This window comes from Jejubacter calystegiae (assembly GCF_005671395.1).
Classification (GTDB): domain Bacteria; phylum Pseudomonadota; class Gammaproteobacteria; order Enterobacterales; family Enterobacteriaceae; genus Jejubacter; species Jejubacter calystegiae.
Map to the genome: position 1 here is coordinate 183842 of NZ_CP040428.1, position 21411 is coordinate 205252.

20 protein-coding genes and 1 other RNA gene are annotated in these 21411 nt (G+C 57.8%); 10 read left to right on the plus strand and 11 right to left on the minus strand.

From position 1 onward, the window contains the following. Window positions 1-466: 466 nt before the first annotated feature. Entirely contained in the window at window positions 467-1453 is a 987-nt protein-coding gene (ygfZ, locus tag FEM41_RS00760; protein WP_138093384.1) for a tRNA-modifying protein YgfZ, read from the plus strand. 30 nt (window positions 1454-1483) lie between these two features. Here ygfZ and trhA read toward each other — a convergent pair whose 3' ends face one another. Then, a complete protein-coding gene (gene trhA / locus FEM41_RS00765) occupies window positions 1484-2137 on the minus strand; it encodes a PAQR family membrane homeostasis protein TrhA (protein WP_138093387.1) in 654 nt (217 codons plus the stop codon). A gap of 191 nt (window positions 2138-2328) precedes the next feature. Here trhA and FEM41_RS00770 point away from each other — a divergent pair, with 191 nt between their 5' ends. From FEM41_RS00770 to FEM41_RS25260, 5 genes are all read left to right on the plus strand, one after another. Further along, complete coding sequence (locus FEM41_RS00770) at window positions 2329-2928, plus strand: HD domain-containing protein (RefSeq protein WP_138093390.1); 600 nt, start codon at window positions 2329-2331, stop codon at window positions 2926-2928. A 30-nt stretch (window positions 2929-2958) separates the two neighbouring features. Then, the gene (locus tag FEM41_RS00775; RefSeq protein ID WP_138099070.1) at window positions 2959-3681 is read left to right on the plus strand and encodes a MurR/RpiR family transcriptional regulator; all 723 of its coding nucleotides are present in this window, start codon (window positions 2959-2961) and stop codon (window positions 3679-3681) included. Between the two features lie 172 nt (window positions 3682-3853). Further along, window positions 3854-5287 carry a 6-phospho-beta-glucosidase gene (locus FEM41_RS00780; protein WP_138093393.1) on the plus strand — a complete coding sequence of 478 codons (1434 nt, stop codon included), beginning with the start codon at window positions 3854-3856 and terminating at the stop codon, window positions 5285-5287. Between the two features lie 178 nt (window positions 5288-5465). Further along, window positions 5466-6857, plus strand: coding sequence for a cytochrome-c peroxidase (locus tag FEM41_RS00785; RefSeq protein ID WP_138093396.1), 1392 nt, complete (start codon window positions 5466-5468; stop codon window positions 6855-6857). Window positions 6858-6917: 60 nt separating this feature from the next. Then, window positions 6918-7169, plus strand: a complete 252-nt coding sequence (locus FEM41_RS25260) for a putative motility protein (RefSeq protein ID WP_241666553.1) — start codon at window positions 6918-6920, stop codon at window positions 7167-7169. 43 nt (window positions 7170-7212) lie between these two features. On the opposite strand, the gene FEM41_RS00795 is transcribed toward FEM41_RS25260, so the two are convergent. From FEM41_RS00795 to FEM41_RS00830, 8 genes are all read right to left on the minus strand, one after another. Beyond that, on the minus strand, window positions 7213-7956 hold the full coding sequence (locus tag FEM41_RS00795) for an SDR family oxidoreductase (RefSeq protein WP_138093399.1): 744 nt from the start codon (window positions 7954-7956) through the stop codon (window positions 7213-7215). Window positions 7957-8032: 76 nt separating this feature from the next. Next, the gene (gene gcvP, locus FEM41_RS00800) at window positions 8033-10906 is read right to left on the minus strand and encodes an aminomethyl-transferring glycine dehydrogenase (RefSeq protein ID WP_138093402.1); all 2874 of its coding nucleotides are present in this window, start codon (window positions 10904-10906) and stop codon (window positions 8033-8035) included. A 65-nt stretch (window positions 10907-10971) separates the two neighbouring features. Further along, window positions 10972-11358 (minus strand): glycine cleavage system protein GcvH, encoded by a 387-nt coding sequence (gcvH, locus tag FEM41_RS00805; protein ID WP_138093405.1) that lies wholly within the window; start codon window positions 11356-11358, stop codon window positions 10972-10974. A gap of 87 nt (window positions 11359-11445) precedes the next feature. After that, a complete protein-coding gene (gene gcvT, locus FEM41_RS00810) occupies window positions 11446-12543 on the minus strand; it encodes a glycine cleavage system aminomethyltransferase GcvT (RefSeq protein ID WP_138093408.1) in 1098 nt (365 codons plus the stop codon). 405 nt (window positions 12544-12948) lie between these two features. After that, entirely contained in the window at window positions 12949-14148 is a 1200-nt protein-coding gene (gene ubiI / locus FEM41_RS00815) for an FAD-dependent 2-octaprenylphenol hydroxylase (protein ID WP_138093411.1), read from the minus strand. 11 nt (window positions 14149-14159) lie between these two features. After that, on the minus strand, window positions 14160-15338 hold the full coding sequence (gene ubiH, locus FEM41_RS00820; RefSeq protein WP_138093414.1) for a 2-octaprenyl-6-methoxyphenyl hydroxylase: 1179 nt from the start codon (window positions 15336-15338) through the stop codon (window positions 14160-14162). Then, complete coding sequence (gene pepP, locus FEM41_RS00825) at window positions 15335-16648, minus strand: Xaa-Pro aminopeptidase (RefSeq protein WP_138093417.1); 1314 nt, start codon at window positions 16646-16648, stop codon at window positions 15335-15337. The genes ubiH and pepP overlap by 4 nt, the downstream gene beginning before the upstream one ends. Before the next feature lie 15 nt (window positions 16649-16663). Beyond that, on the minus strand, window positions 16664-17242 hold the full coding sequence (locus FEM41_RS00830; RefSeq protein WP_138093420.1) for a YecA/YgfB family protein: 579 nt from the start codon (window positions 17240-17242) through the stop codon (window positions 16664-16666). Window positions 17243-17411: 169 nt separating this feature from the next. Here FEM41_RS00830 and zapA point away from each other — a divergent pair, with 169 nt between their 5' ends. From zapA to FEM41_RS00845, 3 genes are all read left to right on the plus strand, one after another. Further along, on the plus strand, window positions 17412-17741 hold the full coding sequence (gene zapA / locus FEM41_RS00835) for a cell division protein ZapA (RefSeq protein WP_138093423.1): 330 nt from the start codon (window positions 17412-17414) through the stop codon (window positions 17739-17741). 42 nt (window positions 17742-17783) lie between these two features. Beyond that, window positions 17784-17967: non-coding RNA, 6S RNA (ssrS, locus tag FEM41_RS00840), on the plus strand. Between the two features lie 31 nt (window positions 17968-17998). Then, on the plus strand, window positions 17999-18583 hold the full coding sequence (locus tag FEM41_RS00845; protein WP_138093426.1) for a 5-formyltetrahydrofolate cyclo-ligase: 585 nt from the start codon (window positions 17999-18001) through the stop codon (window positions 18581-18583). A gap of 3 nt (window positions 18584-18586) precedes the next feature. On the opposite strand, the gene FEM41_RS00850 is transcribed toward FEM41_RS00845, so the two are convergent. After that, window positions 18587-19471 carry a LysR family transcriptional regulator gene (locus FEM41_RS00850; RefSeq protein WP_138093429.1) on the minus strand — a complete coding sequence of 295 codons (885 nt, stop codon included), beginning with the start codon at window positions 19469-19471 and terminating at the stop codon, window positions 18587-18589. 107 nt (window positions 19472-19578) lie between these two features. Here FEM41_RS00850 and FEM41_RS00855 point away from each other — a divergent pair, with 107 nt between their 5' ends. Further along, window positions 19579-20022 carry a PACE efflux transporter gene (locus FEM41_RS00855; RefSeq protein WP_138093432.1) on the plus strand — a complete coding sequence of 148 codons (444 nt, stop codon included), beginning with the start codon at window positions 19579-19581 and terminating at the stop codon, window positions 20020-20022. 46 nt (window positions 20023-20068) lie between these two features. Here the strand turns inward: FEM41_RS00855 and serA are convergent, their stop codons facing one another. Then, window positions 20069-21307: a phosphoglycerate dehydrogenase gene (gene serA / locus FEM41_RS00860; RefSeq protein ID WP_138093435.1), complete on the minus strand. Its 1239-nt coding sequence runs from the start codon at window positions 21305-21307 to the stop codon at window positions 20069-20071. Between the last annotated feature and the right edge of the window lie 104 nt (window positions 21308-21411).

The following is a 21411-nucleotide window of genomic DNA, read 5'->3' on the forward strand; positions in this document are numbered from 1 at the left end:
GTAACTGTTTTTTTGCTATTTCCATTACTGAATGTTGCATCCTGCGCTGAATTTCCGTGAAATATTTTCGCTACTGGCGCATTTTTGCACCACTTTGCGTACCCGGCCGCAGTATCCATGAAGGGCATTTGCCCAAGATAATTCGAGTTGCAGGACATATCTACTACAGGCAGATATGAACGTGCTTCAGCACGGCCCCGAAGGGGCGAGGCCCGCCAGGGCCTCGTAACGCGGCAAGTGAGTGACAAACCGGTTTACCGGTTTGAACCTGGCCCACAGGGTGAGCCGAAGGCTCATCATCCCTGGGAGCATAGACAACTATGTGACCAGGGTGAATGCGCATAGCCAACACACCTGCGGCTCGAAGTATGAAGGGCACAAATCGCGCTATCAAAGCGCTTGCATTGACAGGCGGCTCTTTTACCATTAGGTGATATTCATCACGAGTCAACTTTGGGACTTTGCTATGGCTTTCAATCCGTTTCCTCCCCGCCAACCCGGGGCCAGCGCGCGTCTGCCCCTTACGCTGATGACCCTTGACGACTGGGGGTTGGTGACTGTTTCCGGCCCGGACAGCGAAAAGTATCTGCAGGGGCAGGTCACTGCTGATATCGCCCTGATGACGGAAAACCAGCACTTACTGGTGGCGCACTGCGATCCCAAGGGCAAAATGTGGAGCAACCTGCGACTGTTCCGCCGCCATGATGGCTTCGCCTTTATTGAGCGCCGCAGCGTGCGTGACGCACAGCTTGCCGCCCTGAAAAAATATGCCGTTTTCTCGAAAGTCACCATCGAAGCAGACGACAACACCGTTCTGCTTGGCGTGGCCGGTTTCCAGGCGCGATCGGCGCTGACCAGTCTGTTCGGCACGCTGCCGGATGCCGATACGCCGCAGGTAAACGATGGGGATACCCAACTGATGTGGCTGCCGTGGCCCGCGGAACGTTTCCTGATCGTCACCGATGCCGCAGGCGCGGAACGGTTAACGGAATCGCTACGCGGTGAAGCCCAGCTCAATAACAGCGACCAGTGGCTGGCGTTGGATATAGAAGGCGGCCTGCCGGTGATCGACAGCGCCAACAGCGAGCAATTTATTCCCCAAGCCACCAACCTACAGGTGATGGGCGGCATCAGCTTTAAAAAAGGGTGCTATACCGGCCAGGAGATGGTGGCGCGTGCTAAATTCCGCGGCGCCAATAAACGCGCGCTGTGGCTGCTGGAAGGTCAGGCCGGGCGGGTGCCGGAATCCGGGGAAAGCATGGAGCTGAAGATGGGCGAAAACTGGCGCCGTACCGGTACCGTACTGGCTGCCGTGCGCCTGGACGACGGTCGACTGCTGGCGCAGGTGGTCATGAACAATGATATGGAAGAGGGAAGCCTGTTCCGGGTTCATGAAGACGAAGGCGGCGAACTGACCATCGCTCCCCTGCCCTATACCCTGGTTGAAGAGTAACGTAACCGCCCCCCGCAAGGGGGGCTGGTATCAGCGGACATAGAGATAAATCGCCAGGAAATGGCAGACGCTACCGCCCAGTACGAAGCCATGCCAGATGGCGTGGTTATAGGGAATACGCCGACAGACGTAAAAGATAACGCCCAGCGAATAGACCAGGCCACCTACCGCCAGTAGCGTCACGCCGCCCACGGATAGCCTGATGGCCAGTTGATAAACCACAATCAGCGACAGCCAGCCCATCACCAGATAGGTGATTACCGACAGTATCTTAAAACGGTGGGCGATAGTGAGCTTGAACAGAATTCCTAACAGCGCCAGGCTCCAGATAACGATCATCAACCCGTGAGCCAGCGGGGAATCCAGTCCCACCAGCAGAAACGGCGTGTAGGTTCCGGCAATCAACAAATAAATAGCGCAATGGTCAAACTTTTTCAGCCAGCGTTTGGCGCGCTCATGAGGTATCGCATGATAGAGTGTGGAAGCAAGAAACAGCAGGATCATGCTGCCGCCGTACAGGCTGTAGCTGGTAATAGCGGTGGCACCGGCGTTGGCATCTACCGCCTGAACCAGCAGCAGTACCAGTCCGACAATGCCGAAGACCAGGCCTATGCCGTGGCTAACGCTGTTGGCGATCTCCTCCGCCAGCGAGTATCCCTGAGCGATCAATGGTTTTCGGGCCATACGAGTTGCGACTCCGCGGGTATGATGACGAAAAAATCAGCGCCCCCAGCATAACCGCAAATAATTCCAGCGAACAACTGTTAGCTCAAAATAATTGTGTGACTGCCTGTAACTGTCAGCGCTCCGCATCGCGTCAGCCTGCCTTTTCCTTTACAATCAGACCATTGTAGACCCTAACCGGAGACCCCGAAATGACCGCCACCGCCACCCCCGATGCCCTGCACCAGGTTATCGCCTTCCTGATGGAGCTGGATAAGCTCAAACAGGTGGAGCGGCGAACCCGGCTTATCGGCAACAGCCGCCATGAAAACTCCGCCGAACACAGCTGGCATCTGGCGATGGGCGCACTGAGCCTGTACCCGTTCGCGCCGCAGGGGGTCGATATTGGTCGGGTCGTGAAAATGGCGCTGCTTCACGACATCGTGGAGATCGACGTGGGTGACGTACTGGTCTACGATCTGGCAGGCCGCGAAGCGGTGGAAGAGCAGGAAGCCCGGGCCGCCGAACGTCTTTTCGGGTTACTGCCCCAGCCCATGGCGGGCGAGTTTCTGCTGCTCTGGCAGGAATACGAAGCGGGTGAAAGTCTGGATGCCCGCTTTGCCGGCGCTCTGGATCGCGTCCTGCCGGTGTTGCAGAATCTGCATAATGAAGGCCGCAGCTGGCTGGAAAATAATATTGCTCTGGAGCAGGTTATACAGCGTAACGCCCACGTAGCCGACACCCTGCCCGAGCTGTGGCACTATGTGGAAGGCCAGCTTCAGATTGCTCAGCAGAAAGGCTGGCTGCGTTAAAGCCGCCGCAAGAGGAATAGCCACGTGTCGATGTTCACCCATGCCGCCATCGCCAGCCTCAATAACCTGGAGATGACGGTCTACCACTTTGTCATTAAAAATCGCGACAAAGTGATGTACATGACCATTCGCGAGCTGGCGGAAGCGGCAGGGGTTTCCACCACCACGGTGTTACGCTTCTGCCGTAAGCTTAACTGCGATGGCTATTCCGAATTCCGTATTCGCTATAAGCTCTGGCTGGAGCAGAATACGCCACAGCAGGATATTTTCGCCGTGGGTGAAATCATCCGCTATTTTAACAGCATCAATACCGCCGAATTTGATACCCTGCTCGATCGCGCCGCCGAGATTATTCTTGCTTCTGAGCGCATTATTTTCGTTGGCGTAGGCACTTCTGGCGCCATGGCGAAATATGGCGCCCGCTACTTTTCTAATATGGGGAAATTCAGTAATCATATTGATGACCCTTATTTCCCGATCACCAGCGATATGGCCCGTAATGCGCTGGCTATCGTGCTGTCGGTTTCCGGCGAAACCGAAGAGATTCTGCGCTTCGCCAGCCAGTTCAGCCTGCACCACTGCAAGGTGCTCTCGGTCACCAGCCACGACGGTTCACGACTGGCAAAGCTGGCCGATTTTAATATCTCGTGGCACATCCCCCAGACCCGCCTTGACGGCGGTTATGACATCACCACCCAGATCCCGGTTATCTATATCCTGGAATCGCTTGGCCGCCGACTGGTCAGAAAATAGCGAATAAAAAAACAGGGTGTTTTTTATAAGTAACATGTCACTTTTTCTGCTATTTGTTATAGCGTGACTTTTTATTTCTCTTTGCTAGACTCGGCCTCAACAGCAATAATCAGGCTGGTTTATCACCTTATAATTTAATTATATTTACGGTATCTGAAAGAGAATGAAGAATATGAAAAAACTGACCCTTGCGAAAGACTTTCTGTGGGGCGGCGCGGTCGCCGCGCACCAGGTAGAAGGCGGCTGGAACAAAGGCGGAAAGGGGCCGAGCATCTGCGACGTACTAACCGGCGGCGCTCACGGCGTTCCCCGCGAAATCACCCAAACCGTTGAGCCGGGTAAGTACTACCCGAACCACGAAGCCATCGACTTTCACGGTCGCTATAAAGAAGACGTAAAGCTGTTCGCCGAAATGGGGTTTAAGTGCTTTCGCACCTCCATTGCCTGGACCCGCATTTTCCCGAAAGGCGACGAGCAGGAGCCCAATGAAGAGGGCCTGCAGTTCTACGACGATTTATTCGACGAACTGTTAAAATACAATATCGAACCGGTGGTGACCCTTTCCCACTTTGAAATGCCGCTGCACCTGGTACAGCAGTACGGCGCCTGGACTAACCGTAAGGTGGTGGATTTCTTCGTGAACTTCGCCCGGGTGGTGTTCGAGCGCTATAAGAACAAAGTGAAGTACTGGATGACCTTTAACGAGATCAATAACCAGCGTAACTGGCGGGCGCCGCTGTTTGGCTACTGCTGTTCCGGCGTGGTCTATACCGAACATGAAAATCCGCAACAGACCATGTACCAGGTGATGCATCACCAGTTTGTCGCCAGCGCCATGGCGGTGAAGATTGGCCACCAGATCAATCCGGAGATGAAAATTGGCTGCATGCTGGCCATGGTGCCGCTCTATCCGTTCTCCTGTAAGCCAGAGGATGTGATGTTCGCCCAGGAGGCCATGCGCGAGCGCTACGTCTTTACCGACGTGCAGATGCGCGGCTACTACCCCTCTTACGTGCTGAATGAATGGCAGCGCCGCGGATTTACTATCCAGATGGAGCCTGGTGACGAGCAGGTACTGCGCGAAGGCTGCTGTGACTATCTGGGTCTCAGCTACTACATGACCAACGCGGTACAGGCGGAAGGCGGCAGCGGCGACGCGCTTTCCGGCTTCCAGGGAAGCGTGCCTAACCCGCACGTTAAGGCCTCCGACTGGGGCTGGCAGATTGACCCGGTAGGCCTGCGCTACGCGCTGTGCGAACTGTGGGAACGCTATCAGAAGCCGCTGTTCATCGTGGAAAACGGCTTCGGCGCGGTGGATACCCCAGAAGCGGACGGTACCATCAACGACGACTACCGCATCGACTATCTGCGTGCCCACGTGGAAGAGATGAAAAAGGCCGTCACTTACGACGGCGTGGAGCTGATGGGCTACACCCCCTGGGGCTGCATCGACTGCGTCTCCTTCACCACCGGCCAGTATGATAAGCGCTACGGCTTTATCTATGTGAATAAGCACGACGAGGGCAGCGGCGATATGTCCCGTTCCCGTAAGAAGAGCTTTTACTGGTATCAGCAGGTAATCGCCAGCAACGGCGAAACGCTGTAATCCCACCGCCACGCCCTGTCGGGCGTGGCGTTATGCTATCCCTCTGATTATTCATTCGTTAAAAGCTATCACAGCGATAGAGGCGACCAGTTAAAGTTGTTGACGCTCATCAATCCTGATTATTTTTTCACCCGGCACTATGGCGAGGCACATTTGCTTCTGAAGGGATAACAGGACAATGAAAAAAATAACTAAACTCGGGGTAGGGATGCTGGCCATCGCCACCATCTGCTATTTTGGTCTGGTGGGTTATGTCTGGCAGCATGACAAACAGCGCAATGTCGCAACGCTACCAGAAAAATCCACTCCGGAAATCAACCGTAGCGTGCTGGGCATTATGCGCGAAAAAGGCTGCGACTACTGCCATACGGTATCCGCCAATTTGCCATTTTACGCCTCGCTTCCCGTGGCGAAGCAGCTGATGGAGTACGACATGACCCTGGGCTACAAATCCTTTAGCCTGGAGCCAGTTATGCGTAGCCTACGGGAAAAGGGGCCTGTCCCCCAGAGCGATCTCAGTAAGATCGAATGGGTGATGGAGCACCAGACCATGCCGCCAACCCGCTATACCGCCCTGCACTGGGCCGGTAGCTTTAGCGATAGCGAACGCGCCACCCTGCTCGAATGGGTGAAAGAGCAGCGGCTGAAATATTACGCCGCGCCGGATATGGCAAAATCACGCCTCAATGAGCCGGTACAGCCCATTCCACGCGCACTGCCGGTCGATGGGCAAAAAGTGGCTCTGGGCTTCCGCCTGTATCACGATCCGCGCCTGTCAGGTGATAACTCCATTTCGTGCGCGCACTGCCACCAGTTGGGTGCAGGCGGTGTGGATAGCAGAAAGACTTCGCTCGGGGTCAGGAATCAGATCGGCCCTATCAACGCTCCTACCGTCTTTAACGCGGTCTTTAACGTCGAACAGTTCTGGGACGGTCGTGCCGCCACGCTTCAGATCCAGGCTGGTGGGCCGCCGCTCAATCCCATCGAAATGGCGTCCGAATCCTGGCAGCAGATTATCGACAAGCTGAGCCAGGACAACGTCTTCGTCCGCGAATTTAGCGCCGTTTATCCACAGGGGCTTAGCAGCGTCACCATCACCGACGCCATCGCCGAATTTGAAAAGACGCTGATTACGCCGGACTCCCCGTTCGATAATTACCTGCGCGGCGACGACAGTGCCCTGACGGCACAACAGAAACGCGGATGGCAGCTGTTTAAAGATAACAAGTGCGCCACCTGCCATACCGGTACAATTCTGGGGGGACGCTCGTTCGAACCGCTGGGGCTGAAGCGCGATTTTGCCTTCGGTACGGTCACCGACGCCGATGTGGGGCGAATGAACGTGACGCGTGAAGTACGCGACCGGTTGCGCCAGAAGGTACCAACCCTGCGTAACGTGGCGCTGACCGCTCCTTACTTCCATCGCGGTGATGTTGCCACGCTGGATGAAGCCGTGAAGCTGATGCTGCGCTATCAGGTGGGGACATCATTACCCCAGAAGGATGTGGACGATATTGTCGCGTTCCTGGAAAGCCTGACCGGGGTTTATACGCCTTACCCCATGCCGTAACGCATTCTCTCGTAGGGGGGGGACTGATAGCGATAAAATTTTATCCAGCCCGCCCCGATAATGGTGATAACGGGTAGCAGTATTTACCGGTTATCACTCCTGTTCACTACGAAGAAACTATTATGGACGTCGCTCATATTGATTCCATGTCGGCCACGCCAGATCAGATGCAGCTACGCTGCCGGGATCGGCAATACCGTTCTCAAAAAAGCCATCAATTCGCAGTCCGGTACCGCGCTCACCCTTCTGGAATCCGAACCTGTACTACCGTCGAATCCGGCAATTAATCGCAATATTAACGTGACGGACTAATCAGAACCGGGGCGCCTGCGCCCCATTGAATGGCAGGAAAGCGCTATTTTCCCCCGGACAGGTCAATAAAACTGCCGGTGACGTAAGAGGCGCTATCGCTTAACAGCCATGCGATAGCTTCCGCGACCTCCTGCGGCTGACCCCCACGCTGCATCGGCAGCGATGCCTTAACCCGATCCACACGGCCAGGCTCGCCGCCATCACCATGCATGTCGGTATAGATAAAACCGGGACGCACGCCATTAACCCGAATGCCCTGCCCTGCAACTTCCAGCGACAGGCCGGTTGTCATGGTATCTATAGCCCCTTTAGAAGCGGCATAGTCGACATACTCTCCGGGGGATCCCAGCCGCGCTGCCGCAGACGAGACGTTAACGATAGCGCCGCCCGCCCCGCCGTGGCGATGGGACATGCGCTTTACCGCTTCACGGCAGCACAGAAAGGAGCCAGTCACGTTGGTCGCCAGCACCCGGTTTATCCGTTCGGCATCCAGCTGTTCAAGCGTTGCCTGCTGGAATAAGATACCGGCATTATTCACCAGTGCGCTGAGCGGTTCACCCGCCCGATCCAGACGTTCAAACATCGCAACCACCTGCTGCTCGTCGGCAATATCGGCCTGTACCGCGAAGGCGCTACCGCCTGCGGCAGCGATCTCCTCAACCACCTGGCTGGCCGCCGCTTCATTACGCAGATAGTTTACCGCCACGCAGTACCCCTGACGGGCCAGCAGCAGTGAGGTGGCCCGCCCAATTCCCCGGCTGGCGCCGGTGACCAGAGCCAGTGTCATAGGTTATTCCTCTGCAGATGTGCGAACATTTCCCCCTCACCCTGGCCCTCTCCCCGAGGGGAGAGGGAACTTTAGATTACTGATATTCGCTGATGGGAACACAGGAACAGAACAGATTACGGTCACCGTAAACGTCATCCAGACGTTTTACCGTCGGCCAGTATTTGTTCTGCTGCCCGGCCGGGAATACCGCCAGTTCACGGCTGTAAGGGTGACTCCACTCGCTCACCAGCTCCTGCTGAATGTGCGGCGCGTTAACCAGCGGGTTATCCTCCAGCGGCCACTCGCCGTCCGCCACCCGGTCGATTTCGCGACGAATGGTCAGCATGGCGTCGATAAAGCGATCCAGTTCCATTTGGCTTTCCGATTCCGTCGGCTCCACCATCAGGGTGCCCGCCACCGGGAAGGACATGGTCGGCGCATGGAAACCGTAATCGATCAGACGCTTGGCGATATCCATTTCACTGATACCGGTCTGCTCTTTCAGCGGACGAATATCCAGGATGCACTCATGGGCCACCCGACCATCGCGCCCGGTATAGAGCACCGGATAAGCCGACTTCAGGCGGCTGGCGATGTAGTTGGCGTTCAGAATCGCCACCTGGCTCGCCTTCTTCAGACCCTGAGCCCCCATCATCCGGATATACATCCAGCTAATGGGCAGGATCGACGCGCTGCCGAACGGCGCGGCGGAAACCGCCCCCTGAGTGGTCAGCGTTCCTTCAATCTGCACCACGCTGTGGCCCGGCACGAACGGTGCCAGATGCGCTTTCACGCCGATGGGGCCCATACCCGGACCGCCGCCGCCGTGCGGAATGCAGAAGGTTTTGTGCAGATTCAGGTGCGAAACATCCGCGCCGATATGGCCCGGGCTGGTGATCCCCACCTGGGCGTTCATATTGGCGCCATCCAGATACACCTGACCGCCAAACTGATGCACTATCTGGCAAACCTCGCGGATCGTCTCTTCATAAACGCCGTGGGTGGAAGGATAGGTCACCATGATGCAGGAAAGCTGCTCCCCCGCCTGTTCCGCCTTCGCCCGCAGATCCGCAAGATCGATATTGCCCTGTTTATCACAGGCCACTACCACCACCTGCATTCCCGCCATTTGGGCCGAGGCCGGGTTGGTGCCGTGGGCGGAGCTCGGGATCAGGCAGATATCGCGCCCGCTTTCGTTGCGGCTGGCATGATAGCGACGAATCGCCAGCAGACCGGCATATTCCCCCTGGGCGCCGGAGTTCGGCTGCATGCAAAGCGCATCATAGCCGGTCAGCTTCACCAGCCACTCGGAAAGCTGGCCTATCATCAACTGATAGCCTTCCGCCTGCTCCGGCGGGCAGAAAGGATGCAGGCTGGCGAATTCCGGCCAGGTGATGGGGATCATCTCTGCCGCCGCGTTGAGCTTCATGGTGCAGGAGCCCAACGGGATCATCGCCTGGTTAAGGGCCAGATCCTTACGCTCCAGGCCGTGCATGTAGCGCATCATCTCGGTTTCGCTATGGTAGCGATTAAAGTTGGGATGCGTCAGGATCTCGTCGTCGCGCAACATAGCCTGCGGCACGGAGCGGCTGTCGAGCGCCACCTCTTTATCCAGCGCGTCAATCTCAAAACCATGATCGTCGCCTGTCAGCACGCTAAGCAGATCGAGAACGTCCTGACGGGTGGTGGTTTCATCCAGGGTAATGCCTACCGCGCCCGGAGTATCGCTGCGCAGGTTGATTTCGCGCTGCTCCGCCCGGGCCAGAACGCCCGCCTTATCTGCCACTTCAACGCACAGAGTATCGAACCAGCTCTCGTGGCGCAGCGTTAGCCCCTTCGTCTTCAACCCGGCGGCCAGAATATCGGTGAAGCGGTGGATACGGTTCGCGATGCGCTTCAGCCCCTGCGGACCGTGCCACACGGCGTAGAAACCGGCGATATTGGCCAGCAGCACCTGTGAAGTACAGATATTGGAGTTCGCCTTTTCGCGGCGGATATGCTGCTCACGGGTCTGCATCGCCATACGCAACGCGGTCTGACCGGATGCATCACGGGATACGCCGATAATGCGTCCTGGCATTGAGCGTTTGAATTCATCGCGGGCGGCGAAGAAGGCCGCATGCGGACCGCCATAGCCCATCGGCACCCCAAAGCGCTGGGCGGAACCAAAGGCGATATCCGCCCCCTGTTTGCCGGGGGCAGTCAGCAGTACCAGCGCCATCAGATCGGCGGCGACGCTGACAATAATCTTGCGGCTCTTCAGTTCGGCGATAAGGTCGCCGTAATCGTGGACTTCACCGGTCGTACCTGCCTGCTGGAGCAGTACGCCAAACAAATCCTGGTGTTCGGTCGCGCGCCGGGCTTCGTCAACGATCACCTCAAACCCAAAGGTTTCGGCGCGGGTACGGACCACGTCCAGGGTCTGGGGATGCACGTCTGCCGCTACGAAGAAGCGGTTGGCGCCCTTAAGCTTACTGGCGCGCTTCGCCATCGCCATGGCTTCAGCGGCGGCGGTCGCTTCATCCAACAGCGAAGCAGAGGCGATATCCAGCCCGGTAAGATCCAGCGTCAGTTGCTGGAAGTTCAGCAGCGCCTCCAGGCGCCCCTGAGAGACTTCCGGCTGATACGGAGTGTAGGCGGTATACCAGCCCGGATTCTCCAGCATGTTGCGCAGAATCACGGGCGGGGTATGCACGGCGGCATAGCCCATACCAATCCAGGATTTAAAGCATTTATTGCGGCGGGCGATAGCTTTTAGCTCCGCCAGCGCGTCGTGTTCGGTGGCCGCACCAGAGGTGTTGGGCGGTTCGGCCAGTTGTATATCCGCTGGCACTATCTGCGCAATCAGCGCATCCAGGGAGTCGGCGCCCACCGCTTCCAGCATCTGCTTCTGCTGTTCGGAGGAAGGGCCAATATGCCTGTCGATAAAGGCTTCGCTGTTTTCAAGCTGGCTTAGGGTCTGATTCATGAGCTGTGCTTCCGGGTCGCAAAGGGCAAAACAACAGGGGCCGGGCGATGCCCGGCCCCTTTACTTTATTCGTCCAACAGGGCGGTATAGGCTTCGGCGTCAAGCAGCGCGGCGACTTCGGCTTCGTCGCTGGCTTTAATTTTAAAGATCCAGCCGCCAGCGTAAGGCTCGCTGTTAACCAGCTCCGGAGAGTCGCTCAGTGTATCGTTCACGGCCACGATTTCGCCGCTCACCGGCGCATAGATATCGGACGCCGCCTTAACGGATTCCGCGACCGCGCAGTCGTCTCCCGCGCTAACCGTGGCGCCCTGTTCCGGCAGGTCGATGAACACCATATCGCCCAGTAGCTCCTGCGCGTGTTCGGTAATGCCCACGGTGTAAGTGCCATCGGCTTCCTTACGCAGCCATTCATGCTCTTTGCTGTATTTCAGTTCGTTCGGCACATTGCTCATCTTTGTTCTCCTGAATTGTTCGGTATCCACTGTGGGCGGCCTCCATGGCGTCAGGCCGGCCCCGAATTGGCTAAAGCGATATCACATTCACTGCGCGACCGGTTTGCCCGCGCGCACAAAAACCGGTTTGGTGACTTTTACCGGCATCTCGCGATTACGGATCTGCACGATAGCGGTGTCGCCAATGCCTGCCGGCACCCGGGCCAGCGCAATGCTGTAACCCAGGGTCGGCGAAAATGAACCGCTGGTGATTTTCCCTTCCTGCAGATTGCCTTCGGCATCGGTAAAGCGCACAGGTAAGTCGTTACGCAGCACGCCTTTGTCGGTCATGATCAGTCCGACCAGTTGTTCGGTGCCCTGCTCGCGCTGTGCTTCCAGCACCTCACGACCGATAAAGTCGCGATCCGCCGGTTCCCAGGCGATGGTCCACCCCATATTGGCCGCCAGCGGCGATACCCCTTCGTCCATCTCCTGGCCGTACAGGTTCATACCGGCTTCAAGGCGTAGCGTATCTCTGGCACCAAGGCCGCAGGGCTTTACGCCCGCGTCCACCAACTGCTGCCAGAATGCCGCCGCCTGTTCATTAGGCAGGGCAATCTCATAGCCCGCTTCGCCGGTATAACCGGTGGTGGCAATAAAGAAGTCGCCAGCCTGAACCCCGAAGAACGGTTTCATTCCCTCAACCGCCGCACGCTGCTGGTCGTTAAACAGGCCCACCGCTTTGGCCTGGGCGTTGGGGCCCTGAACCGCAATCAGCGCCAGATCGTCACGCACGGTGATCTCTACCTCGTAATCAGCGGCGTGGCGGGTTATCCATTCAAGATCTTTTTCGCGGGTGGCGGAGTTCACCACCAGGCGGAACCCGTCATCGGCAAGGAAGTAGACAATCAGGTCGTCGATAACGCCAGCGGAGGCGTTAAGCATGGCGGTGTAGAGCGCCTTGCCCGGTTTGGTCAGTTTGGCGACGTCGTTCGCCAGCAGATAACGCAGGAACTCCCGGGTGCGACTGCCGCGCAGGTCAACGATGGTCATGTGCGAGACATCAAACATTCCAGCATCGGTACGCACCGCATGGTGCTCGTCCAACTGGGAACCGTAGTGCAGCGGCATCATCCAACCGTGGAAATCCACCATACGCGCACCGCAAAGATTATGTTGTTCAAACAAAGGGGTCTGTTGAGCCATCTCTTCCTCGTTTTCCGTTCAGATGGGCGGCGTTGTCCGCCCGCCGGATCGGCGGACGAAACCCGGCGCCGGTGCCGCAACGGGCATCGACGCAAACGTTACCTTTACATTGAACTTACCACCGAAAGGACGGCTGAACCATAAGCAGACACATTAGCGGATGAGGTTCAGGATGAACAAAGGAGACAGTGAATATGACTGGCAAAATGCGAAACAATGCACATAATCGCATCGTATTTAGGCTAAAAATCAGAATCAGATAACATTTATGATAAAAATAAGAACAATTCCACTACATCGAATTTCGCCACGGATAAATAAAACTAATGCGAAATGAGCGATGAAATTAGAATATTTCAAATGAGATATTTCTCCCGGCGGACGCCGGGAGAGGAAGAGTGGAAGCTATCGTAACCAGTCAGGCAAATCATTCAGCCCCATCGCCTGACGGATAAGCTGAGGCTTCACGCCGGGCAGCGTATCGGCCAGTTTCAGACCCACATCGCGCAGCAGCTTCTTCGCCGGATGTTGACCTGCAAATAGCTCCCGGAAGCTCTGCATGCCCGCCAGCATCAGCGCGGCGCTGTGCTTACGGCTGCGCTCGTAGCGGCGCAGATAGAGGTGCTGACCAATATCCTTACCGCCAGCGTGCAACCTGCGCAGCTCATGCATCAGCTCCGCGGCATCCATAAAGCCCAGGTTTACCCCCTGCCCCGCCAGCGGATGAATGGTGTGCGCGGCATCACCCAATAATGCCAGACGATGCGCGGCAAACTGGCGAGCGTAGCGGCCAGTTAGCGGGAAGACCTGACGTTCGCTTTCAAGCTGGCATAACCCCAGGCGCATATCGAATGCCACCGACAGCGCCTGATTAAAGGCCGCTTCATCGGCCTGCTGTAGCCGCTCTGCTTCCAGCGGCGGCAGCGACCAGACAATGGAGCACAGATGGGGATCGTTCAGAGGCAGAAATGCCAGAATACCATCGCCGTGAAACACCTGACGCGCCACAGCGCCGTGAGGCTCCGCGCTACGAATGGTGGCGACCAGTGCATGATGCCGGTAGTCCCAGAAGGTGAGAGGAATATCGGCCTGCTGGCGCAGCCAGGAGTTAGCGCCGTCGGCCCCCACCACCAGTCGGGCGGTCAGCATATTGCCATCTTTCAGGGTCAGGAAGGCTTCGTTTTCTCCCCAGGCGACCTGCTGCATTTGCGCAGGCGCCAGCAGCGTTACGTCGTTGCACTGCTGCGCCTGTTGCCACAACGCCTGGTGAATCACGGCGTTTTCGATGATGTAGCCCAGATGGCTGAAGCCAAAGCTGTTGTCATCGAAGGCAATGCGCCCGAAGCTGTCGCTGTCCCACACTTCCATACCGTGATAGCAACTGGCGCGCTGCAAAATGGTCGGCCATACGCCAAGGCGGGTCAGCAATTTCTCGCTGGCGCCGTTGATCGCCGATACCCGCAGCGCCGGAGGCGCCTGAGGGTCCAGCGCTTCCGGCGCCTGCTGTTCCAGAACGGCAACACGCAGGCCACTGCCCTCCAGACCGCAGGCAAGGGCCAGCCCCACCATGCCGCCACCGACAATTGCCACATCTACGCTTTGCACTATGACTCTCCTTAACGAACCACCCTACCCAGGGTACGATGCGCCAGCGCATCGCGCACCGGCGTAAGATAATCCATGGCCATCAAGCCAAGATTGCGCCCCACCACCAGCGGCGCCCAGCGATTGGCGAAGAGCTGCACCAGGCCGTCGGTCACACCAACGGTGGCGGCCCGGTCCTGGCGACGGCGGGACTGATAACGTTCCAGCACCGGCCACAGACCGATATCCTCGCCCTGACGCCAGGCGGCTGTCAGAGTTTCAGCCAGCGTCATCACATCGCGCATGCCCAGGTTAAATCCCTGACCGGCAATGGGATGCAGCGTCTGGGCCGCATTTCCCACCAACGCCAGGCGATGGGTGGCTTTACGATCGGCACGGGTCAGCGCCAGCGGATAACTGCTGCGCGCGCCTGCCTGCGTAATACGCCCCAGGCGCCAGCCGAAGGCGCGCTGAAGCTCATCGCAGAAGCGTTCATCGCTCCAGGCCATCACCGTTTCCTGACGGTCGCGACGGTGGCACCACACCAGCGAACAGCGATTTTGCGACATCGGCAGCATCGCCAGCGGCCCCTCGGAGGTGAAACGTTCCCAGGCGCGTCCCTGGTGCGGCAGCGCGGTGGTCACATTGGCGATCACGGCGACCTGGTCGTAATCCTGCTGGCTCCAGCGGATGCCGCAACCGGCGGCCAGCGGCGAGCGCGAACCGTCCGCCGCCACCAGCACCTGGCCGGTCAGCGTCTTCCCGCTTTCCAGCGTGACCGTCACCTCCTGCTGCGTGCGATGGCTACCCGCAACCCGGTCGGGGCAGTAGAGCGTCACACCCGGCGCCTCGCGCAAAAGATTAAACAGGCGCAGCCCGACCTCATGGAGTTCCACCACCTGGCCCAGCGCCTCGGTCTGATAGTCGCGCGCCTCCAGAATCACCGCGCCAGCATGGCCGCGATCGCTGACCTGGACCTGCTCAATGGCGGTACCACAGCCGGAAAGCGCGGGCCAGATACCGATCTGCGCCAGTAACCGGCAGGTGCCTTCGGCCAGCGCAATGGCCCGGGCATCAAACCCCGGATGAGCCTGTGACTCAGGCGCATGCGCTTCCACCAGATGCACCGGAAGCTGGCCGCCGCTTAACTGCGACAGGGCCAGCGCGAGGGTAGCGCCGGTCATCCCTCCGCCAACAATAATCACACTCATGCGCGCGCCGCCGCCATCAGGGCTTCAATATCTTCCGCCCGTTTCACCACGCTGTCCGTCAGGTTCTGATTGCCGGTTTCAGTAATCACAATATCGTCTTCGATACGAATGCCGATACCGCGATATTGAGCCGGAACATCGGCATCAGGCGCAATATAGAGCCCGGGCTCCACGGTCAGCACCATGCCAGCTTCCAGTGGGCGCGAACGATCCGGGCCATATTCGCCTACGTCGTGAACGTCCAGCCCCAGCCAGTGGCTCAGTCCGTGCATAAAGAAACGCCGGTGGGCGTTCTCTTCCATTAACTGTTCCACGCTCCCCTGCAGAATACCCAGTCGGACCAGACCGCTAAGCATAATTTTCACCACTTCGCTGGTGACATCCTGAATGGTGGTACCGGGGCGGTATAATCTGAGCGCGGTTTCCAGCGATTCCAGCACGATGTCGTAGATGGCGCGCTGCGGCGCGCTAAAACGACCGCTGACCGGGAAGGTACGGGTAATATCACCCGCATAGCCCTGATATTCGCAGCCCGCGTCAATCAACACCAGGGAACCATCGCGTAATTCGCTTTCATTCTCGGTGTAGTGCAGGATACAGCCATTTTCCCCCGAACCCACGATGGTGTTGTAAGAGGGATAACGGGCACCATGACGGTTAAATTCGTGATGAATTTCGCCTTCCAGATGGTACTCAAACATACCGGCACGGCATTTTTCCATGGCGCGGGTATGGGCCAGCGCCGAGATCTCACCGGCGCGTTTCAGTACCGCTATCTCTTCCGGCGATTTAAACAGGCGCATTTCGTGCACCCAGGGGCGCCAGTCGGTTAACGTGGCGGGGGCACTCAGATTCTGGCGCGAGCCCTGGCGCAGCTTTTCCAGCGCGCCAAACACAATCTGATCGGCATAGGGATAAAGCCCCTGCGCGTGATAGACCACATCCAGACCATTCAGCAACTGCCCGAGCTGAGCATTGACTTCACTCCAGGCCAGGGCGCGATCGACCCCTAGCTTTTGCGGTGCGGCTTCCTGACCCAGACGGCGGCCAAACCAGATCTCGGCGTTTTTGTCGCGAACGCGATTAAACAGTACGCTGTGATTGTGGCTTTCATTACTCTTAATCAGAACCAGCAGCGCTTCCGGCTCGTTAAAACCGGTGAAGTACCAGAAATCGCTGTTCTGGCGATAGGGGTACTCACTGTCAGCGCTGCGGGTAGCTTCCGCTGCAGCGAAAATCAACGCGGCGCTGCCGGGCGCCATCTGCGCCAGCAGCGCCTGACGGCGACGCAAAAACTCTTGCTGTGTCATAGCACCTCCTGAAGTTTAATGAAGCGTCGGTTTCTGTACCTCCGGCGCGGTGGGTGCCGGGCGGTTGAAGGTGTCGTGGCAGAGTAACGCAGCAACTCGCACATACTCGATGACCTCCTCCAGCGACATTTCCAGCTCTTCCTGATCTTCGTCCTCGTCATAGCCCAACTGGGCGATGCTACGCAGATCGTCGATCGCCTCGCCAGTTTCCCCTTTGACCTTGTCCAGGCCAGGCTGTGACACGCCAAGGCCCAGCAGGAAGTGGTTAACCCACCCCGCCAGCGCATCAGCGCGATCGAAGACGCTGGCCTCTTCAGCAGGAAGAAAAAGCTGAAAATTAAAGCCGTCATCCTCCAGCGTTTCACCGGTGGCAGAGTGCATCTGACCCAGGGTATCGCTAAGATCCTTACTGAAAGCCAGACCTTCGTTGGTGAGTTCGTGCAGCAGCGTCCGCCAGCTGGCGTCTTTATTGCCGCCGCATAGCATTCCGCTGATCAGACCGTGCATTTCCGCGGGAGTCAGTCCCACGCCCTGTTGGTTGAGCAGCTGGCCGAGCGCGTCGTAACCAGGCATAGCGTTGTTTTGTATAGACATGCGCATTCGTCGTCGTTGGGAGGAAGAGTTCTATGGTATGCTACCATCATGAACCCCGGAGATACCAGAAAAGGGCTTGTATCTTCGATGTGGTGTAGCTTATAGTGACGCCCCTTCGCCGCCCCGGGCGGTGGTGGAAGGCTGGCAATCAAACAGCAGGAAGGTGGGCATGTCTGTACAACCAGTCGATATCCAGATTTTTGGACGCTCCCTGCGGGTCAATTGTCCGCCCGAACAAAGGGATGCCCTGAACCGGGCTGCAGAAGAGCTCGATCAGCGGTTGCAGGATTTAAAAGAACGCACTAGAGTCACAAATACTGAGCACCTGATTTTCATCGCCGCACTTAACGTGTGCTATGAACTGGCCCAGGAAAAGGGCAAGACCCAGGAATATGCTGATAGTATGGATCAGCGAATTCGCATACTGCAGCAGACCATCGAACAGGCACTGCTTGAACAGGGTCGCAATTCAGAACGAACGGGTGCAAAGTTTGAATAACACTTCATGGTCGACTATGGTAGAGTGACCCTGAAGGAAAAAATTTCTCTGAGATGTTTGCAAGCGGGCCAGTCCCCTGAGCCGATATTTCATACCACAAGAATGTGACGATCCATGTTCGGTGAGCATGCCCGGTTCGCCCGGGAAGCCTTAAGAATATGACGATGCATTCACCTTGAACCACGGGTTCAAGGGTTACAGCCTGCGGCGGCATCTCGGAGATTCCCTCTCTTCTTTAACTACCATGACCCAACCGCATGATCACTTCCCAGACTCGTCAACAAATTCGTCAGATGGTACGTGAACGTCGTCGCGCCTTAAGCGCCGACCAACAGCAGCTTGCAGCCCGTCAGGCCACCCAGCGGCTACTGGACTACGCGCCCGTGCGTCAGGCTAAGCGCATAGCGCTGTTTCTCTCTTTTGACGGCGAACTGGATACCCGCCCGGCCATTAAGGCGCTGTGGGCCGATAATCGTGAAGTCTATCTGCCGGTTCTTCACCCGTTCAGTACCGGTAACCTGCTATTCCTGCGCTATACGCCGCAAACCGAACTCCGGGAAAACCGCCTGAAAATCGCCGAGCCTCCGCTGGACGTGCGTCAGGTGCTGGCGCTGGACGCCCTGGACGCCCTGGTCGTGCCGCTGGTCGCTTTCGACACCAGCGGTCAGCGTCTGGGCATGGGCGGCGGCTTTTACGATCGCACTTTACAAAACTGGCGCAGCCACGGCTTCGCGCCGGTGGGCTATGCGCATGATTGCCAGCAAGTGGAAAGCCTGCCGGTAGAGCACTGGGACATTCCGTTACCCGCGATGGTGACCCCTTCCCGGCTGTGGCAGTGGTAATCGCTATTCCCCGCCACGCATCAGCGCCACCAGCTCTCTGGCCCCCTGCCCCAGCGGTTGCGCCTTATTCCATATCAGGTGCACCGGCAAACGCAGCGCATTCTCGGTATTACCGAATCGCAAACGTACCAGTTCTCCCTGGGCCAGCCTGTCAGCGATAAGCGTCTGGGGGAAATTGCCCCAGCCCAGCCCGGCCTCCACCATCTCCAGCGCCATCGCGAAACTGTCAGCATACCAGCAGGAAGTCGCCACCTTCGCCCGGGCGTCCGCCAGCGGGCGATCGCGACTGGCCACCACAATCTGACGCACCTGAATTAAATCCTCCAGCCAGTGCGACGCTCCCTTTTCGGCAAGCAGCGGGTGATCCGCCGCCAGGGTTGCCACCAGCGCTTCATCATCCACCCACTGAAACTGCAGCTGCCCGTCGACCTGGAGGCCACCCCAGGCCAGCGCCAGACTGACGCGCTGCTGCTGCAACAGGTGAACAATCTCATCCTGCGCTGCCTGAATCATCTCTACCTCCAGCAGCGGATAGCGTCGGGAGAGTTGATTCACCGCCCGCAGCAACGCCTGAGGATTCACATCGGTGACCACACCGATGGACAACCGGCTCTCTAACCCCCGGGAAAGCGCCAGCGCATGGTTGTGCAACTGGGTCAGTTGGTCCTGCGTCGCTCTGACGTGCGGCGCCAGCGCCAGGGCCCGGTCGGTGGGCACCGGCTCACGGCGGCTGCGGTCAAACAACGCATAGCCCAGTTCCGCTTCCATATTCGCTACCGCCATACTGACAGCGGAAGGCACCCGCCGCAGCGCCCGGGCTGCGGCGGAAAAAGAGCCATGATCCAGCACGGCCAGAAACAGTTCGATATTGTCACGGGTAAAGTACATAGCCCAACCTGTCAGTAGAATTGATAGCTCCTGACTTTTTCTGTCAGTCACGCTGAGGCAATCTTAGCGCCTATATCATCATCACGAAACCGACTGAGAGGAATAATGTGCAGGGTGTAAAACGCAAACTGGTCTATGTCACCGCTTATGAATTGATTGGAATGACGATCTCCGCGCTGGGGCTGGCACTGCTTTCCGGCACCGCGCCCACCACCACCGGCCCGCTATCGGTGATTATTACCACCATCGCCGTATGCTGGAATTTCATCTGGAACACGCTGTTTGAGTGGTGGGAAAGCCGTCAGGCTTCGCGTACCCGCACCGTGAAGCGGCGTATTTTGCACGCGGTAGGTTTTCAGCTGACGCTGGTGATATTTCTGATCCCGCTGATCGCCTGGTGGATGGAGATTACCCTGGTGCAGGCCTTCCTGCTGGATATGGCGCTAATCGTCATCATCCCCTGCTATACCTTCATCTATAACTGGGCATTCGATAAGCTGTTCGGCGTACCGGCTTCGGCACAGCCGGAAGTGGAAAGCGCGGCCCGATAAACGGCAAAAAGGCCTCCGAAGAGGCCTTTGTTACGGATGGCGCCAATTAGTAGAGCAGGCGCGCGCGGATGGTGCCCGGAATCGCCTTCATGGCCAGCAGGGCATTTTCCGCCACCACTTCCGAGGCATCGATATCGATAACCACATAACCCATATGCGGCGTAGTCTGCAGGTACTGGGCCGAGATATTAATGCCCTCGGCGGCAAAGATCTGGTTAATGGCCGTCAGCACCCCGGGGCGGTTTTCATGAATATGCAGCAGACGGCTCACGGTCGCGCCATGATGCGGCAGGGAAACTTCCGGGAAGTTCACCGCCGAAAGCGTGGAGCCGTTATCGGAGTACTTAGCCAGCTTACCGGCCACTTCCAGGCCGATATTCTCCTGCGCTTCCTGGGTGGAGCCGCCGATATGCGGCGTCAACAGCACATTGTCGAACTCGCACAGCGGCGACAGGAAGGGATCGCTGTTGGTCGCAGGCTCGGTCGGGAAAACGTCGATAGCCGCACCGGCCAGGTGCTTACGGGAAAGCGCATCGCACAGCGCCGGGATATCCACTACGGTGCCGCGTGAGGCGTTGATCAGCAGCGAGCCCGGCTTCATCAGCGCCAGCTCATGCTCACCAATCATATCTTTGGTGCTGGCGTTTTCCGGCACGTGCAGGCTCACCACATCGCTCATATTCAGCAGATCGGAAAGATGCTGCACCTGGGTGGCGTTGCCCAGCGGCAGTTTGCTTTCGATATCGTAGAAATAAACGTGCATGCCCAGCGATTCCGCCAGAATGCCCAGTTGGGTGCCGATGTGGCCATAGCCGATAATGCCCAGCTTTTTACCGCGCGCTTCAAAGCAGCCCGCCGCCTGCTTGTTCCAGACGCCGCGATGCGCTTTGGCATTCGCCGCCGGTACGCCGCGCAGCAGCAGCAGCAGTTCGCCAATCACCAGCTCAGCAACCGAGCGCGTATTGGAGAACGGCGCGTTAAACACCGGCACACCGCGGCGGGCCGCCGCATCCAGATCCACCTGGTTGGTGCCGATACAGAAACAGCCCACCGCTACCAGCTTTTCGGCCGCAGCGAAGATCTCTTCGGTCAGTTGAGTACGGGATCGGATTCCAATGAAGTGGGCATCGCGGATCGACGCTTTCAGCGCATCGCTGTCCAGCGCCCCTTTATGATATTCAATGTTGGTGTAACCCGCGGCCCGCAGGTTATCCAGCGCTTTCTGATGCACGCCCTCCACCAGCAGGAATTTAATTTTCTCTTTCTCCAGTGATACTTTTGCCATTTCCCGACCCTGTCTTGTTGTAGATGCTGTGTCTTAACGACTGACTGAACATAAGCTCGCCTTCTGTCAACATATCAAAAATAGCGGTCCCGGCAATATGAACG